This is a genomic window from Methylophaga sp. SB9B (assembly GCF_004832235.1).
Classification (GTDB): domain Bacteria; phylum Pseudomonadota; class Gammaproteobacteria; order Nitrosococcales; family Methylophagaceae; genus Methylophaga; species Methylophaga muralis.
The window spans coordinates 45,379-61,837 of the sequence record NZ_SSXS01000004.1 but is presented as its reverse complement, the minus strand read 5'-3'; the positions used below and the strand labels follow the sequence as shown (position 1 = coordinate 61,837).

Genomic DNA, 16,459 nt, shown 5'->3' with positions numbered 1-16,459 from the left:
AAATAAACTGTTTGGCATTGAAATAAGGCTGAAATGCCCAATCTTTAATGTCCCATTATCGATTTCCCGAGTTTAGTGTAAATGAGCAAAGTTAAAGTCGCTGCAGCACAGTACGATATCGGTTTTTTCAAAGACTGGTCGCAATTCACTGATAAATTGACTCAGTGGGTGGCTGAAGCCGTTGAAGAAAAAGCGAAACTGCTGGTGTTTCCTGAATATGGCAGCATGGAACTGGCCTCGTTATTTGGCGAAGCAGTCTATAAAGATCTCGGCAAGCAATTGCATTCTATGCAGGATGTTTATGCTGATTGGCAAGATCTGCATCATCAGCTCAGCAAGCAATACGATGTGATGATGTTGGCCAGCACGTTTCCGGTTTTGCAGGATGACGGCACTTTCCGTAATCGTGCCAACCTTTATGGTCCTGATGGCCTGATTGGTTTTCAGGACAAATTGATCATGACGCGCTTTGAAAATGAGCAATGGTTAATTCATCCCGGTCAGCAGATCAAAGTGCTGGATACCGATGTGGGTCGAATCGGCATCAACATTTGTTATGACAGTGAATTCCCGATGATTGCCTATCAGCAGGTAAATGCTGGCGCAGATTTGATTCTGGCACCAAGTTGTACTGACACACAGGCTGGTTTTCACCGAGTACGGATTGGTTGTCAGGCACGTGCGTTGGAAAATCAATGCTATGTCGTGCAATCGCCAACATTTGGTGAAGCACGCTGGTCGGAAGCCGTTGATGTAAATACTGGTCGTGCCAGCATTTATACCCCGGTTGATTATGGTTTTCCGGATAACGGCATTCTGATCGAAGGTGTCGCAGATAAGCCGGGTTGGGTGTGTGCTGATCTGGATTTAGCGGAAATCGCCCGCGTACGTCAGGAAGGACAGGTATTTAATTACCGTGACTGGCCGCTGCAACACAAATTATCTGGACCTGACCAAACTCGCTAAGCACTTTACACACCGCTGTTATGGCGGTGTTTTTGTTTGTAGCAGTCAATAGCCCTGCAAGCTGTGTGGATGCAAGGGTTTCCGGCAGAGTATAAAATGCTCGGTCTATCTTGCTTTAAAAAATTACAGGAGTCATGCATGACTAGCCCCGCGCAAATTGAGGAAATCGTCAAAAATTATCAGGATCCCTCAACGCTGATCACGTTCGGCGATACTCGCGCCACGGTCAAGGTTTTGCAGGACGATAATCAGACCCAGGTTGATGTTGTGCTGGGTTATCCAGTCAAAGGTTATGCGGCTGAACTGGCCCAAAACCTCAAACAATTAATCGAAGCCGATGGCGCAACCAATGTCAGCGTTAACATCACTACTAAAATTGTTAAACATAAAGTGCAGCAGGGCGTCCAGCACTGGAAAATGTTAAAAATATTATTGCAGTAGCTTCTGGTAAAGGTGGGGTAGGTAAATCGACTACTTCAGTCAATCTGGCATTGGCTTTGGCAGCTGAAGGCGCCACAGTAGGTATTCTGGATGCTGATATCTATGGTCCAAGCCAGCCGCGTATGCTTGGCACCACGCAACGTCCTGAATCCATTGATGGCAAATCAATCGAGCCAATTGAAAGCTATGGCATTCAAAGCATGTCGATTGGTTTTTTAATCGATGAAGAAGAGCCGATGATCTGGCGTGGCCCAATGGTCACTCAGGCTTTGCAGCAAATGCTGGGCGACACCAACTGGAAAGAACTGGATTATCTGGTTATCGATTTACCACCTGGTACTGGCGATATTCAGTTGACCTTGTCGCAAAAAGTCCCAGTGAGTGGTGCTGTTATCGTGACAACTCCACAGGATATTTCATTGCTTGATGCCCGTAAGGCATTAAAAATGTTTGAAAAAGTGAAGGTTCCGGTATTAGGTGTCATTGAAAACATGAGCACACATATCTGCAGCCAATGTGGTCATGAAGAGCATATCTTCGGTGCGGGTGGCGGGCAGTCAATGGCTGATCAATATGGCGTGAATATGCTGGGCAGTTTGCCTTTAGATATTCATATCCGTGAAGATGCCGACAATGGTCAGCCGACGGTAGTAAAAGATCCGGATGGCGATATCGCGATGGCGTATCGTGGAATAGCTCGACGGATTGCTGCTAATCTGGCGATGCAGGGTAAAAATTATGCGGCTGCCTTCCCGAATATAGTTATCAAGAACGATTAATCAGGCTATCATCAACATCTTTTGAGCTTAACTGACGGACTATGAGCATAAAATCAGATAAATGGATCCGCCGTATGGCAGAACAGCACGGCATGATCTCGCCGTTCGAGCCAGGTCAGGTTCGTGAACGTGAAGGACAGCGCATTATTTCCTATGGTACATCCAGCTATGGCTATGATGTACGCTGTTCCACTGAGTTTAAAATCTTTACCAATATCAATTCAGCGATTGTTGATCCGAAAAATTTTGATGCCAGCAGTTTTGTGGATATCACTTCTGACGTTTGCATTATTCCGCCGAATTCATTTGCTTTGGCCCGTACAATTGAATCGTTCAAAATTCCCCGCAACGTGTTGACGGTCTGTTTGGGTAAATCCACTTATGCCAGATGCGGCATTATTGTGAATGTCACGCCGTTAGAACCTGAATGGGAAGGTCAGGTAACCTTGGAATTTTCCAATACCACGCCGTTACCTGCAAAAATTTACGCTAATGAAGGTGTGGCGCAAATGTTGTTCTTTGAATCTGATGAAGTCTGTGAGACCTCGTATGCTGACAGAGCTGGTAAATACCAGGGTCAGCAGGGCGTGACTTTACCGAAATCCTGATAGAGGCTTGACCGTGCAAAGCATCAGCAGATTCATTTTACCGGGGCTGCTGCTATTGCTTAGCGGTTGTGAAGGTCAGCCTCAAAAAACTTATCAATGGCAACACAGCGATGGCAGTTATGCCGCGACCTTTTCAGCTGATGGACAGTTTCTGTTATCTGCCGATGTAGATGCAGCGGCCAGACTTTGGAATCTGCAGAATAATCAGGTCAAATACAGTTGGCAAAGCCAACAGCAAGAAACGGTTCGCAGTACCTCAGTGGCATTAGCCAAATCCAGTCCGGTTGCTGCAACTGTTGAGTTCGATACCGTCATGTTATGGAACACGCAAAGTGGTATGCCGGAAAACCGCTTGACCTTTCCATTACGAATTAAGTCTTTGGATATTTCCCCTGATGGACGATTTCTACTATTAGCGTTAGCTGACAGTACGGCGGTGTATTTTGATATCACTGCCAATCGGGTGCGCCATGTGTTTGAACATGATGGTGCAGCGGTAGATTCCCCGGTGAAACATCCGATTAACACGGTGGCAATCTCACCAGATGGAAAAACAGCATTAACCGGTGGTGACGATCGCACGGCTCGCTTATGGGATTTGCAAAACGGCGAACAACTACAGAACTGGTTGCATGGTAATAATGTGAATCTGGTGAAGTTCGATCCCCAAAGCCGATTTGTTTTCACGGCTGCAGACAATGATCATTCCTATCTCTGGTCGTTAGCCGATGGCAGCCAACAATCACAATTACGCAGTTCAGCCTGGCCGAAATCAATGCCGATACCGGATTTTCCAGTATTTACCACAACGACGACAGCCGTTAACTTTTCTCAGGATGGCATGTTATTAGTTACCGGTCATGCAGCAGAACGCCTCTGCGTCTGGCAACTGCCTCAGGGCGATAAACTACGTTGCTGGAAAGTAACCAGACAAAATCCACTTAATCCCGGCATGGTTATCCAAGCGGTGTCTTTTGTTGCTAACGACAGTGCGGTTTTAAGCATTGCCGGTACAGGTGAAGCGCAGCAATGGCAGTGGAGGTAAAATATGTACAAACTGGTGTTTTTTGTTCCGGAAAGCCATAAAGAATTAGTCAAAGAAGCCATCTTTAATGCGGGCGCCGGTCAATTTGATGGCTATGAGTTTTGCAGTTGGGAAACGTTGGGCACTGGTCAGTTCCGTCCTTTATCTGGCAGCCAGCCATTTATCGGCGAAAGCGGAAAAATAGAGCAGGTCAATGAATATCGCGTTGAAACAATCTGTACGAACGACACTATCAAAGCTGCTGTCTCAGCTTTGAAACTTGCCCATCCATACGAAGAGCCTGCTTATCAGTACTGGCCAGTAAATCAAGAGGATTTTTAATTTAATGAACGCACCTGCGTCTCCACAAACGATTCGTCTCGCGGATTATACGGTTCCATCCTATCTGGTCGACAATGTTGATTTACATTTTGATTTGGATGCGTCAACCACCCAAGTTACCAGCATTCTCAATATGCGACGCAATCCTAAAGGACCAGGTGAAGACTGTGTATTAAATGGCGAGCATCTTCAACTTATCAGTATCAAGTTGGATGGCCATTTACTAACTGCTGCAGAATTTCAACGTTCCAATACACAACTGATTTTGCCGCAATTGCCGGAAAAATTTCAGCTGGAGATTGTCACCGAAATACATCCGGATCAAAACACCGCACTGGAAGGGCTTTACCACTCAGGTACTTTAGTTTGCACCCAATGTGAAGCTGAAGGTTTTCGGCGTATTACCTATTATCCGGATCGCCCGGATGTGATGGCGGTGTTTACAGTGACCATTACGGCAGATAAACAGAAATGGCCGATTCTATTATCCAACGGTAACTTGCAAGAGCAGGGTGAACTGGAAGATGGACGTCATTGGGTTCGCTGGCATGATCCCCATCCGAAGCCTTGTTATCTGTTTGCTTTGGTTGCTGGCGATTTATATATGCAGCAGGATAGCTTCACTACCATTAGTGGCCGTGACGTGACTCTGCAGATTTATGTGGATAAAGAAAATCACGATAAGTGTGATCACGCTTTGATGTCATTAAAACAATCCATGCGTTGGGATGAAGAAGCCTATGGTCGTGAATACGATCTGGATGTCTTCATGATTGTAGCGGTCAATGATTTCAATATGGGCGCAATGGAAAACAAGGGGCTGAATATCTTCAATGCCGCTTGTGTTTTGGCCAGCCCGCAGACAGCGACAGATAACGATTTTTATACGATCCAAAGTATCGTCGGACACGAATATTTCCATAACTGGTCCGGCAATCGAGTGACTTGTCGTGACTGGTTTCAGCTTAGCCTGAAAGAAGGTTTCACGGTAATGCGTGACCAGTCGTTCAGTGCCGATTTGAACTCTGCGGCTGTGCAACGAATTGATGATGTGGATCAATTACGCAGCTTGCAGTTTGCTGAAGATGCCGGTCCCATGGCGCATCCTGTGCGTCCTGATAGCTATATTGAGATTAGTAACTTTTATACCGTCACTATTTACGAGAAAGGCGCCGAAGTTGTTCGCATGATCAAAACCCTGTTGGGCGATGAAGGTTTTCGTAAAGGCACCGATTTATACTTCGACCGGCATGATGGTCAGGCGGTGACCACAGATGATTTTGTTAAAGCCATGGAAGAAGCCAATCACTATGATCTGACGCAGTTCAAACGTTGGTATACCCAGGCGGGAACACCCGTCATTACGGCTTTTTATAATTATGATGCAACAAAGAAAATATTTACCTTAACCCTGCAGCAATCATGCCCAGCAACGCCTGGCCAGACTGAAAAGCAACCGTTCTTAATTCCGGTTGCCATGGGGCTATTGGACTCTGCAGGTAATAGTTTGCCATTGCAATTGATTGATGAAGCCCAACCCTATGATAAAGACACTCGCGTATTAGAGTTAAACGAATCAGAACAGACATTCCGCTTCATCGGCGTAGAGCAGAGGCCCATTGTTTCTTTACTACGTGGCTTTTCTGCGCCGGTTAAATTACTGATTGAACGTGATAATAAAGAACTTGCGTTCTTAATGGCGCACGAGAAAGACAGCTTTAATCGCTGGGATGCAGGTCAAAGTTTGTTTATTCAAATCATGCTGTCGTTAATTGCAGATTATCAACAGAACACTGCCTTACAACTGCCCGAGATCCTGGTAAAGCAGTGTGCTGCCGTGTTGCAAGATAAAGCTGCCGATCCGGCATTGGTTGCGCGCATGCTGACATTACCTTCTGAGAATTATCTGGCAGCGCAGATGAAGGTTGCCGATGTCGATGCCATCCATCATGTGCGTAAGTTTGTAAAAGATAGCTTGGCAATGCATTTGAAAGCGCAATTTGATGCGTTGTACCAACAACATAATCTGCCAAACGTGGCGTATCAGTTTAACTCTGAGCATATGGGACGACGTAGCCTGAAAAATGTTTGTCTGGGTTATCTGATGGCAACTAACGATCCGATGCAGACGCAGCGTTGTCTGAAGCAGATGAAACAAGCCGATAACATGACCGATACCCTTGCGGGCTTAAGGTTGATGGTTGACCAAGCTGGAATCGAACGTGAGCACGCCTTACGGGCATTTTATGAACAATGGCAACATGACCGTCAGGTAGTTGATAAGTGGTTGACGGTGCAGGCGCTATCGAGCTTGCCTGATACATTGATACGAATTAAAGGTTTGATGAAGCATCCGGCATTCAGTATTAAAAACCCGAATAATGTCAGGGCATTGATTGGGCAATTCTGTCGTAATAACCCGGCGTTATTCCACGCGAATGATGGCAGTGGTTATCGTTTTCTGGCTGAGCAGATACTGGTGTTGGATAAACTTAATCCACAAGTCGCATCAAGACAGTTGGGGGCGTTTAATTCATGGCGTCGATATGATGAAAAACGTCAGCAAATGATGCGGGAAGCCTTACAAAGCATTGCGCAACAGCAGGATCTCTCGTCTGATGTTTATGAGATCGTTAATAAATATCTGGCGGACTGATGAAATTTCAACTGCATGCTCAACTTGAGGCAGATACGTTTGTAGTCGGAGACTTGCCGCTGTGTCAGCTGTTATTGATGAATGACGCGCGGTTTCCATGGGTGATTCTGGTACCGCGTCGATTGGATGTCAGCGAAGTCTACGACTTACCTATGCAGGAGCAACAAATGCTGTGGCAGGAATCTGCTCTGGTTGCCGAAAAATTGATGCAGCTGACCAAGGCAGACAAAATGAATCTGGCGGCACTGGGTAATGTTGTTCCTCAATTACATGTGCATCATGTAGCGCGCTTTAAAACCGATGCAGTTTGGCAAAACCAATTTGGGGGCAGGGCACTGCCGAGCCCTACAGTGAGTCGGATAAACAGCTTATGCTGCGTAACTTAAGTGAGATTTTTAGAGGATTTCTCATTAGTGGACAAAGTCTTAACGTTTAGACTTAATGTCGATAGGGAAGAGGCAATGCGCTATTATCGCGGCGAAGCCTCTGCCGTTGTTGCCAGAACGGATACCGGACAGTCATTACAGTTTCCGGCTTTACATGTTAGGCGTTTTATTACCCAAAACGGTATTCATGGACGATTCCGGATTCGTTTTGATGATAAACATAAATTGCTTAATCTGGAGCGTTTAGGCGATTAATCCGAAAGATTTGCATCGTCCAATAAAGCCGGTTTTGGACGACCGATATGATAACCCTGTGCGTAATCGACGCCGATGTTTTTCAACATTGTCACAATAGCTTCATCTTCAACAAATTCGGCAATAGTCTTTTTGCCCATGCCCTTGGCAACATCCACCAAAGCTTTTACAAACAAACGATCATCCGGGTTATCACAAATATGGCGGATGAATGCGCCATCAATTTTGACAATGGCCACTGGCAACTCTCGCATATAACGGAACGAGGCAAAACCGGTACCGAAATCATCCAATGAAAACTGGCAGCCGAGTTTATTAATTTTCAACATCATTGTTTTGGCTTGACCATAATCCGCCACCGCCGCAGTTTCTGTAAGTTCAAAAATCAGGTTGCCCGGTTTGGCACCAGTTTCTCGAAGTAAGCGCTTTAAGCGTGGCAATAACTCAGGATCCGAAGTGGCATGCGCCGATAAATTTAATGACAGTGAAATTGGGGTAGGCAGCTGATCAAACTCAGCTTGCTTGTGTACACCCATTTTCAAAACATGATGATCTATTTGATGAATCAAACCTGTTTGTTCGGCAACTTCAATAAAGCTGCCGGGCATATGCAAAGTACCATCAGCATCCTCAAGTCGCAGCAGTGCCTCATAATGGCTGACCTTATTGGTAGTCAAATCAAGAATAGGTTGATAGTGAAAAATAAATCGTTGGTTTTTTTCAGCCAGTGCATCAATGATTTTTTGTTTCCAAAGAATTCGATTTTGCAGATGGCTACGTGTTTTATCGTCAATATTAAACGTATGCCAGGTATTTTTACCTTTTGCCTTGGCTTGATACATCGCTAGATCAGCATTGCTTAAAAGTGCATCAATTCCTTGTCCAGCCAGTGGAAATTCAACCAGCCCCATACTTGATGAAATATGGTAGCTAATGTGCTGATAGATAAAGTTTAATTCAGCCAGCTGTACGGCAATTTTTTTGCAAAACTGCTCGGCACCCTTCAAATCAGTCTGTGGCAGGAGAATGGCGAATTCGTCTCCTCCAAGTCTTGCTACCAGATCGGTAGAACGGGTCACTTTACTCAGTACCTGAGCGACCCGTTTAAGCAATTGATCACCGATATTATGGCCACAGCTGTCATTTAAGTCCTTGAACTGATCCAGATCCAGAACCAGTAATACGCCTTTGCTGCCTACTTTTTCTGCATGAAGCAATATGCGTTCGAACTCGACATTAAATTTAAAGCGATTGTATAAACCCGTTAAGGCATCATGCTCGGCCATCCACAGAATTTGATCTTCATTGTGCTTTTTCTCGGTAATATCAACGCCGACAGATAAAATCACGGAATCATTGTTCTGAACATTCAGACTGGAATGCATCCAGGAAATAACGCGAACATTATCTTTACGGTGAATGAAGTCAGCTTCCATTTGCTGGACACTGGAACGCTTTTCTTTAATCTCGGTGAATGCCTGATAGATATGCGGCCATTCTTCTGCTGAGAAAAAACCTTGAATCGGCTTATTAATAATTTCATTGGCCGATATGCCGGTAATTCGTTCAGCGTATTGATTGAAAGAGGTAATACGACATTGCTGGTCAAGCGTGATGATGATTAATTGTGCTGTATTAATCAGATTTTTAACAAAATCCCGTTCCTGTTGCAGGGCGAATGTCTGTTTTTCTACAGAAATGTGAAGCTGTTCCAGCTGAGTAGTGAGTGAGACTGTTGCCGTTTCAAGCAGGTCCAGTTCATCGGTTGACTGATGATGTTGTGGTGAGGAAACGGATTGGCGAACAAGCTGATACTGCTGTTTTGCCAGTAATGGCAACGCTTTTGAAACTTTGGAGAGGCGGCGCAAAGGGGAGGAAATAAATACCACCAAAGAACTGCCCAATAATAGAAAACTCAGTACAGCAAACAGGATGTTGCGTATTAAAGATTGATGAAGTTCTTCTAGCTGTTCGCTAATATTTTCCATAATGACAAACAGCACGTCGTCACTGCCTGGCGGACGAATCATATTAAATTCGATAGGCAGTCCCGCTGGTCGCATTATATGATTTTGCATGTGATGAAAATCATGTTGATGAATCTCACCAAACTGCCGTAAATAATTAATATTTTGTTCAAAATGACTTAATGCATGAACGTACTTTTCCCAGCTTGGCAGGTAACGATCTTCTGTTTGATCATCACTGGCATAAGAGGAAAGAATGGCCAGATCGGCACCAGTTTTACTAGAAAATGCCAGCAATATTTGACTGATATCATAGCCTAATAACATCACATATTCAGTTTGATCCTGACTTAGTATAGGAAGCAGCAAATATTGACGACATTGATATCGGCAGTCGACCTGACTGTAACTGGTCTCATTTTCAGCAGTTTGAATCGCATATTGGCTAACGAACTCTGGAACATCCAACCCCCAACCGCCCAGGAATTTTCCATCACGCCGATAGACATGAGCCACACTGACATTCCAGCCCAATTCCAGTTCACTTTGCTCACGATTAATCAGATCAAGTAACTCAGAGGCGGTGGGGTTATCGTTGGCAGGAATCAACACAAATTCAGCCAGACGCTGCAATTCACTTTTAGATGATTCCAGCTGACCATCCAGATACTGGTGATATTGCTGTTGGATTTGCTCGCGTACAAAACCGAATTTATGCTGCATATCCCAATAAATCATCAGCGGGAAACTAATGTTGAGAATAATCAGCAAACCACCAAACAGTAATGCGAATTTCCATTTCAGGCTGAAAAAACGTGATGGGTTGTCAGCTTGATTCATGGAGATTTAGAAGTGGTAGGAAAGGGAGAGCGCAAACAAACTCCAATGCTTGTCAGTTTGGCTCATATCATTTTCTCGCGGTGACAGGGTGGCTGTCCCTTCAACGATCTGATATTCCGCTCGGACTCGCCATTGTGGTGTGACATCCCAATGACCACCAAAAGCCCAGATTTTGCTGTAATAGGCATGAGCGGGTATCGGCGAACGATCAATTCCGAAATTGGCCAGAAAAGCACTTTCTTCACGGTTTTGTCGGGCTCTATTACTGGCGTTCCAATCATCGTGATTCAACTGAAACTCTTCATAACGCACAAATCCTTGCCATCTAGAGGTAAAGTTATAACTTAACTGCAAGTAGTAACCAATCGAATTGAAATCCTGCGCCTCAAATGCAGCACTGATATTGCGATATCGCGCGGCCTGAAAGGCCACTTCGGTGGTGAACTGCCATTTTTCGCCATTAAATTGTGCAGAAAACACACTGTAATCAATATCTATATTGCCTGAATTTAATCCCGGACCGGCAGGGAAAGCAATTGTGTCAGCACCACCAGCACGGAAATCAGTACGAACACTGGCGCCGGTAAAGGCATAAATCCAACGGCCACCATTGTGCTCGTAAAGTAATCTTCCAAAAGCCGCTAAATCATTGCTGCGTATTTTGCCGTCCCAATCCTGCCCCATGTAAGCATATTCAAAGTTTTTATCGACAATCGGATAGCCAATACCGCCTTGTAATGACCATGTTCCGCTATCACGATACAGTCGTCCGTAGAGGTGTAACCCATCTGACGATACCGTCAGGTTTCGAACTTTATCGAAATAAATGGCTTGTGGCAGAAAAATACCTTCACGGGTATGGGCGACATCACGAGTTTCGTTATACAAACCAATAGGATTTTTAATCCGGCCCAAGTACATGCCAAAGGTGCTTTGCGCCGAAGAGAAGAGCGTTGCATCCAGCAAAGCATAATCTACCTGTGGTGAACCGGAATACAAATCGCCTGCGCGACGTGATAGGACTTGACCTGCCAAACGTAGTCTGGGAGAGAGCAAATAACTACCATTCAAACCAATTTCGGTAAAATCAAAACTGCCATTATCACTATCACCAAAGAAGCGATTGTCAGAAGTATGAACAAAGGCTTGTGAGGCAAAGCCATTCCAATGAAACCTAGAATTTGAGGTATTTTCCGTCTCGGCAAAAGCAGGCCATACGAAGCCGGAGGCAATTAACCATAGCAATGCCTTCATGATGGCGCTCCCAATGCGGTGACCGTAGCATCTATTTCAGCATCGCTGATATAGCCGATTGCTCCAGGCGTATTGGCTATTCGCTGTCGCATTTCCGCTTCACTACTGACACGATTAGGGCGAACACCTGTTCCGGAAAAAGCTTGCTGATCCCATATACGACGGAGCTGATAAGGAAACATGCCTAACAGTGATTTGCAGAACTGCATATGTAAGGGATGTTCATCATCAAGGACAAAAACATTGACTGGAGTGCCGTCAGGCCATTGGGGGATACGCATCGCAAAGATAGCGCGGAGAGTGGTTTTGGTTAAGTGGAGATCGTTAAGCGTGGGATGGACAATAACGGTTTCGGCTTTGATAAATGGTGCAAACACCAGTAGCACTATGACCAGCGAAATTTTTATCATACGAATCTGTGTCATAGCTTCGACCTATCCTTTATCCAAGCATGGCTGATACTAACGTGTGCTTGCTAAAAAGAAAACAGAAATAAGGTCATTTCGATGTGTTTTGTTTAGGACTGTAAATAAGATAGCTGCCGGATGCAAAATCATGCCAGCTGAGTTTATCGGGGCTTAACCACAGCCACCAATATCCCAACCCCAGTGGTAACCATGAAAATATGCCGACCACGAAACGTAGGAAAGCTTGTTGCCAGCTAATGCCGGTATTGTTGCCGCTGATAAGATAGATCCGCCAGGCACGCATTCCCAGTGTTTGTCCGCCATGCGTCCAAAACCAGCCGTAAAAAACAAAAGCCACACCGATAAGATAGATAAAAAAGAATGGATTGTTTGCACCGATAGCTTCGCCGCCATTAAAGGCGACTGCTAACGCTGCGGCAACCATAAGCACTGAAACCAGCAGCATAATGTCGTAAAGCATTACTCCCAGCAGTCTGAATGGGCCGGGTTTACGGTTTACAGATAAGTTTTTGGTCATAACAAAGGCTCAATTTTATTGGGCGAATTCGGGCGTATAACGTATCATATTCGCTTTCATTTTCTCTGAATTGGGTTTCAAATGCTGCAATTGGTTGGCCGTCCGGCTTTCTCTGCTTTCCGAATTGAAAAATTGCTGCGCGCCATACGCGCTGAAGTAGCCTCGGTGAACGCGTTAAGAAGTGAATACCACTATTTCGCTGAATTGGAAGGTGACGGTCAACTTGACCAAACGGATCTCGCTACTTTAGGGGAAATGCTTGAAGCCGCTCCGGGCAGCAGCAAATTGCAGGATCAGGAAAATCTGTTTTTGATTACACCACGTCCAGGCACTATCTCGCCGTGGTCCAGTAAAGCGACTGACATTGTGCATAACAGCGGTTTGACCGATATCGTTCGGGTTGAACGCGGTATTGCCTTTTATGTCTGCAGTAAAGCGACGTTAACCAGTGAGCAGCGCTCGATTATTGCCGCGAAACTGCATGATCGTATGATCGAAAGCGTGTTTGATAATGAAGAAGATGCTGAACAATTGTTCATGCACACAGCCCCAAGACCCTTATTATCTGTTGATATCCTTAACGGCGGACGTCAGGCATTGGTTGCCGCGAATCAAGACCTGGGCCTGGCCCTGGCTGATGATGAGATCGATTATCTGTTTGAAAATTTCACAACACTTAACCGCAACCCGAATGACATAGAGCTGATGATGTTTGCTCAGGCCAATTCTGAGCATTGCCGTCATAAAATATTCAAGGCTGACTGGATCATTGATGGCAAAACGCAGGATCGTAGCCTGTTCGATATGATTCGTTATACCCACGAGCAACACCCTGAAGGCGTCGTAAAAGCCTATAACGATAACTCTTCAGTTATCGAAGGCCCGCGCAGCCATCGTTTTCAAGTGGATATGACGGACAATCACTACTGCTACGAAGGTGAGCAGCAGCATATCCTGATGAAAGTGGAAACACATAATCATCCAACCGCGATTTCACCATTCCCAGGTGCAGCAACCGGTGCCGGTGGCGAGATTCGTGATGAAGGCGCAACGGGTCGTGGTTCCAAGCCTAAAGCGGGTTTAACCGGTTTTTCGGTTTCCAATTTACAAATTCCAGGTTTTGAACAACCCTGGGAAGCGGATTACGGTAAACCGGCCCGTATCGCTTCTGCACTGCAAATCATGATTGATGGTCCATTGGGCGGCGCGGCGTTTAATAACGAATTTGGCCGTCCTAATCTTTGTGGTTATTTCCGTACCTATGAAGCTAAAGTGCCGTCAGATAATGGTTTTGAAGTACGTGGCTACCATAAACCGATCATGGTGGCAGGAGGCCTTGGCAGTATTCGTCCGCAGCATGTTGAAAAACATATTATGCAACCGGGCACTCAGCTGATCGTTTTGGGTGGTCCGGCGATGTTGATTGGTCTGGGCGGCGGCGCGGCTTCTTCAGTAGCTTCTGGAACCAGTGAAGAAGGACTGGATTTTGCTTCGGTACAACGCGGTAATCCCGAAATGGAACGTCGTTGCCAGGAAGTTATTGATCGCTGTGTGGCGTTAAATGACAAAAATCCGATTGTCTCGATTCATGATGTTGGCGCGGGCGGTTTATCCAATGCCTTTCCTGAATTGGTTGACGACAGCGGTCGTGGTGGCCGTTTTGAGCTTCGGGTCATTCCAAACGATGAACCGGGCATGTCACCGATGGAAATCTGGTGTAACGAATCACAGGAACGTTATGTTCTCGGTGTAAATCCGGAAGATGTCGAGTTATTTCAGGCGATTTGTGAACGTGAGCGTTGCCCTTGGGCCATAGTCGGTGAAACCACCGAAGATCAGCATTTATTGCTTGGTGATGCACAATTCGAGAATAATCCAATCGATATGCCGTTATCGCTGTTGTTGGGCAAACCACCCAAAATGCTGCGGGATGTTAAACATCACAGCAAACCCAAACCAGAACTGGAACTGAAAGGCATTACTGTCAGCGAAGCGTTGGAACGGGTATTAAAACTACCAACAGTCGCCAGCAAAAACTTCCTGATCACCATCGGTGACCGCAGTATTACCGGATTGGTAGCTCGCGATCAAATGGTTGGCCCCTGGCAGGTACCGGTGGCTGATTGTGCAGTCACATTGGCAGATCATCATGGTTTGCTAGGTGAAGCCATGTCGATGGGCGAACGTACACCTTTAGCAGTAATCGATGCTCCGGCATCAGGTCGTATGGCAATCGGTGAAGCTTTAACCAATATTGCTGCCGCCGATATCGAAAAAATCAGTGATATCAAACTGTCAGCGAACTGGATGGCGGCTTGTGGTCATAGCGGCGAAGATGCGTTGTTATATGACACCGTGAAAGCCGTTGGCATGGAATTATGTCCGCAACTGGGCATTGCTATTCCGGTGGGCAAAGATTCACTGTCGATGAAAACCGTCTGGGATGACAACGGGGAAACCAAAGCAGTTACCTCACCCTTGTCGTTAATTATCAGTGCGTTTGCACCGGTCACCGACGCCAGCAAAACCTTAACGCCACAACTGCGTACTGATCTGGGGGAAACCCGTTTAATTTATCTGGATCTCGGTCATGGTCATAACCGTCTGGCAGCCTCGGCTCTGGCCCAGGTTTATAATCAGGTCGGACATCGTGGTCCGGATGTAGACGATGCACGTACTCTGAAAAACTTCTTTGCCGCAATGCAGCATCTGAAACAGGATAACTTGTTGCTGGCCTATCACGATCGTAGTGATGGTGGTCTTATCACCACCTTATGTGAGATGGCCTTTGCCGGGCATTGTGGTTTGTATATCAACCTCACTAATCTGGGTGAAGCTCTACCAGTATTGTTCAATGAAGAACTGGGTGCGGTCATTCAAATCAAAGCTGAGCATCAGGATGCGGTGCTGGAAGTCTTGCAGCAGTTTGAGTTAAACAAACACAGTCATCTGATTGGTGAAGTAACGACGGACCAAACGATTCACATCAGCGTGAACGGTGAAACGGTATTGAATCAGCGTCGCCATATTCTGCAAAAATTCTGGGCAGAAACCAGTTACCGCATGCAGGCTTTGCGGGATAACCCTGATTGTGCTGAGCAGGAATTTGCTGCATTGGATGATATTCAGGATCCCGGTTTACATGCCAACTTGAGTTTTGATTTAAAAGAACAGGTTGCTGCACCGTTTATTATCAGTGGCCATCGTCCAAAAATGGCGATTCTGCGTGAGCAGGGCGTTAATGGTCAGCTGGAAATGGCCGCCGCGTTTGACCATGCCGGATTTACTTCCGTTGATGTACATATGAGTGACATCGTTGAAGGCCGGGTTTCGCTGGCAGATTTCAAAGGATTGGTTGCCTGTGGTGGTTTCTCTTACGGTGACGTATTGGGAGCAGGCCGTGGCTGGGCCAGTACGGTGCTTCACAATGCGCGTGCCCGTGATGAATTTGCGGCATTTTTTGCTCGTGAAGATACTTTCTCGCTAGGTGTGTGTAATGGTTGTCAGATGTTGTCACAATTGAAATCACTGATTCCTGGCAGTGATCACTGGCCACGATTCAGTCGTAATCTGTCTGAACAGTTTGAAGCGCGTTTCTCTCTAGTTGAGATCACCGAATCACCATCAATTCTGTTACAGGATATGGCCGGTTCGATTATGCCGATCGCTGTTGCTCATGGTGAAGGACGTATTGATTTTTCAGAAGGCGGCAGCATGACGGATGCTCTCGTAGCAATGCGTTTTGTTGACCATTATGGTCAACCTACTGAACGCTATCCGTTTAATCCTAATGGTTCTGAAAATGGTCACACTGGATTCACCACTTCGGATGGTCGGGTGACTATCCTGATGCCACATCCTGAACGGGTGATTCGCAGTGTGCAGCATTCATGGCATCCGGATGATTGGGGTAAAGACGCTCCCTGGTTACGGGTCTTTCATAATGCCCGACGTTGGGTAGGTTAAAAAATGGATACCCCTTTGATTTATCTAAGG

General features: G+C 45.8%; 12 protein-coding genes and 1 pseudogene. 9 read left to right on the top strand and 4 right to left on the bottom strand.

The annotated features are described in order from the left end of the window. The first annotated feature begins 81 nt into the window (after positions 1–81). The 8 genes and pseudogenes from E8Q33_RS05670 (at position 82) to E8Q33_RS05635 (ending at position 7,457) form a co-directional block, all read left to right on the top strand. Complete coding sequence (locus E8Q33_RS05670; protein ID WP_136553462.1) at positions 82–966, top strand: carbon-nitrogen hydrolase family protein; 885 nt, start codon at positions 82–84, stop codon at positions 964–966. A 138-nt stretch (positions 967–1,104) separates the two neighbouring features. Further along, positions 1,105–2,186: pseudogene (gene apbC / locus E8Q33_RS05665) on the top strand (iron-sulfur cluster carrier protein ApbC). 41 nt (positions 2,187–2,227) lie between these two features. Further along, positions 2,228–2,794, top strand: coding sequence for a dCTP deaminase (gene dcd / locus E8Q33_RS05660; protein ID WP_069295167.1), 567 nt, complete (start codon positions 2,228–2,230; stop codon positions 2,792–2,794). 13 nt (positions 2,795–2,807) lie between these two features. Further along, the gene (locus E8Q33_RS05655; RefSeq protein WP_136553460.1) at positions 2,808–3,839 is read left to right on the top strand and encodes a WD40 repeat domain-containing protein; all 1,032 of its coding nucleotides are present in this window, start codon (positions 2,808–2,810) and stop codon (positions 3,837–3,839) included. 3 nt (positions 3,840–3,842) lie between these two features. Beyond that, positions 3,843–4,160: an NGG1p interacting factor NIF3 gene (locus E8Q33_RS05650; RefSeq protein WP_136553458.1), complete on the top strand. Its 318-nt coding sequence runs from the start codon at positions 3,843–3,845 to the stop codon at positions 4,158–4,160. 4 nt (positions 4,161–4,164) lie between these two features. Next, positions 4,165–6,816, top strand: a complete 2,652-nt coding sequence (gene pepN, locus E8Q33_RS05645) for an aminopeptidase N (protein ID WP_136553456.1) — start codon at positions 4,165–4,167, stop codon at positions 6,814–6,816. Continuing rightward, positions 6,816–7,202: an HIT family protein gene (locus E8Q33_RS05640; RefSeq protein ID WP_371413268.1), complete on the top strand. Its 387-nt coding sequence runs from the start codon at positions 6,816–6,818 to the stop codon at positions 7,200–7,202. The genes pepN and E8Q33_RS05640 overlap by 1 nt, the downstream gene beginning before the upstream one ends. A 27-nt stretch (positions 7,203–7,229) precedes the next feature. Continuing rightward, on the top strand, positions 7,230–7,457 hold the full coding sequence (locus tag E8Q33_RS05635; RefSeq protein ID WP_247869949.1) for a DUF2835 domain-containing protein: 228 nt from the start codon (positions 7,230–7,232) through the stop codon (positions 7,455–7,457). Here the strand turns inward: E8Q33_RS05635 and E8Q33_RS05630 are convergent. From E8Q33_RS05630 to E8Q33_RS05615, 4 genes are all read right to left on the bottom strand, one after another. Continuing rightward, positions 7,454–10,264, bottom strand: coding sequence for an EAL domain-containing protein (locus E8Q33_RS05630; protein ID WP_136553454.1), 2,811 nt, complete (start codon positions 10,262–10,264; stop codon positions 7,454–7,456). The two genes, E8Q33_RS05635 and E8Q33_RS05630, sit on opposite strands and share 4 nt — an antisense overlap. A 6-nt stretch (positions 10,265–10,270) precedes the next feature. Next, complete coding sequence (locus E8Q33_RS05625) at positions 10,271–11,518, bottom strand: hypothetical protein (protein WP_136553452.1); 1,248 nt, start codon at positions 11,516–11,518, stop codon at positions 10,271–10,273. Beyond that, positions 11,515–11,943 (bottom strand): substrate-binding domain-containing protein, encoded by a 429-nt coding sequence (locus E8Q33_RS05620; RefSeq protein WP_136553450.1) that lies wholly within the window; start codon positions 11,941–11,943, stop codon positions 11,515–11,517. The genes E8Q33_RS05625 and E8Q33_RS05620 overlap by 4 nt, the downstream gene beginning before the upstream one ends. 73 nt (positions 11,944–12,016) lie before the next feature. After that, positions 12,017–12,463, bottom strand: coding sequence for an RDD family protein (locus E8Q33_RS05615; RefSeq protein WP_136553448.1), 447 nt, complete (start codon positions 12,461–12,463; stop codon positions 12,017–12,019). A gap of 81 nt (positions 12,464–12,544) precedes the next feature. Between E8Q33_RS05615 and purL the strand changes: the two genes are divergently transcribed. Beyond that, positions 12,545–16,429, top strand: coding sequence for a phosphoribosylformylglycinamidine synthase (gene purL / locus E8Q33_RS05610; RefSeq protein ID WP_136553447.1), 3,885 nt, complete (start codon positions 12,545–12,547; stop codon positions 16,427–16,429). Positions 16,430–16,459 lie beyond the last annotated feature (30 nt).

Excerpts from the sequence above, each read along its gene's own strand:
- E8Q33_RS05670 (WP_136553462.1), top strand. The coding sequence starts at position 82 with ATGAGCAAAGTTAAAGTCGCTGCAGCACAGTACGATATCGGTTTTTTC.
- dcd (WP_069295167.1), top strand. The coding sequence starts at position 2,228 with ATGAGCATAAAATCAGATAAATGGATCCGCCGTATGGCAGAACAGCAC.
- E8Q33_RS05650 (WP_136553458.1), top strand. The coding sequence starts at position 3,843 with ATGTACAAACTGGTGTTTTTTGTTCCGGAAAGCCATAAAGAATTAGTC.
- pepN (WP_136553456.1), top strand. The coding sequence starts at position 4,165 with ATGAACGCACCTGCGTCTCCACAAACGATTCGTCTCGCGGATTATACG.
- E8Q33_RS05640 (WP_371413268.1), top strand. The coding sequence starts at position 6,816 with ATGAAATTTCAACTGCATGCTCAACTTGAGGCAGATACGTTTGTAGTC.
- E8Q33_RS05630 (WP_136553454.1), bottom strand. The coding sequence starts at position 10,264 with ATGAATCAAGCTGACAACCCATCACGTTTTTTCAGCCTGAAATGGAAA.
- E8Q33_RS05625 (WP_136553452.1), bottom strand. The coding sequence starts at position 11,518 with ATGAAGGCATTGCTATGGTTAATTGCCTCCGGCTTCGTATGGCCTGCT.
- E8Q33_RS05620 (WP_136553450.1), bottom strand. The coding sequence starts at position 11,943 with ATGACACAGATTCGTATGATAAAAATTTCGCTGGTCATAGTGCTACTG.
- E8Q33_RS05615 (WP_136553448.1), bottom strand. The coding sequence starts at position 12,463 with ATGACCAAAAACTTATCTGTAAACCGTAAACCCGGCCCATTCAGACTG.
- purL (WP_136553447.1), top strand. The coding sequence starts at position 12,545 with ATGCTGCAATTGGTTGGCCGTCCGGCTTTCTCTGCTTTCCGAATTGAA.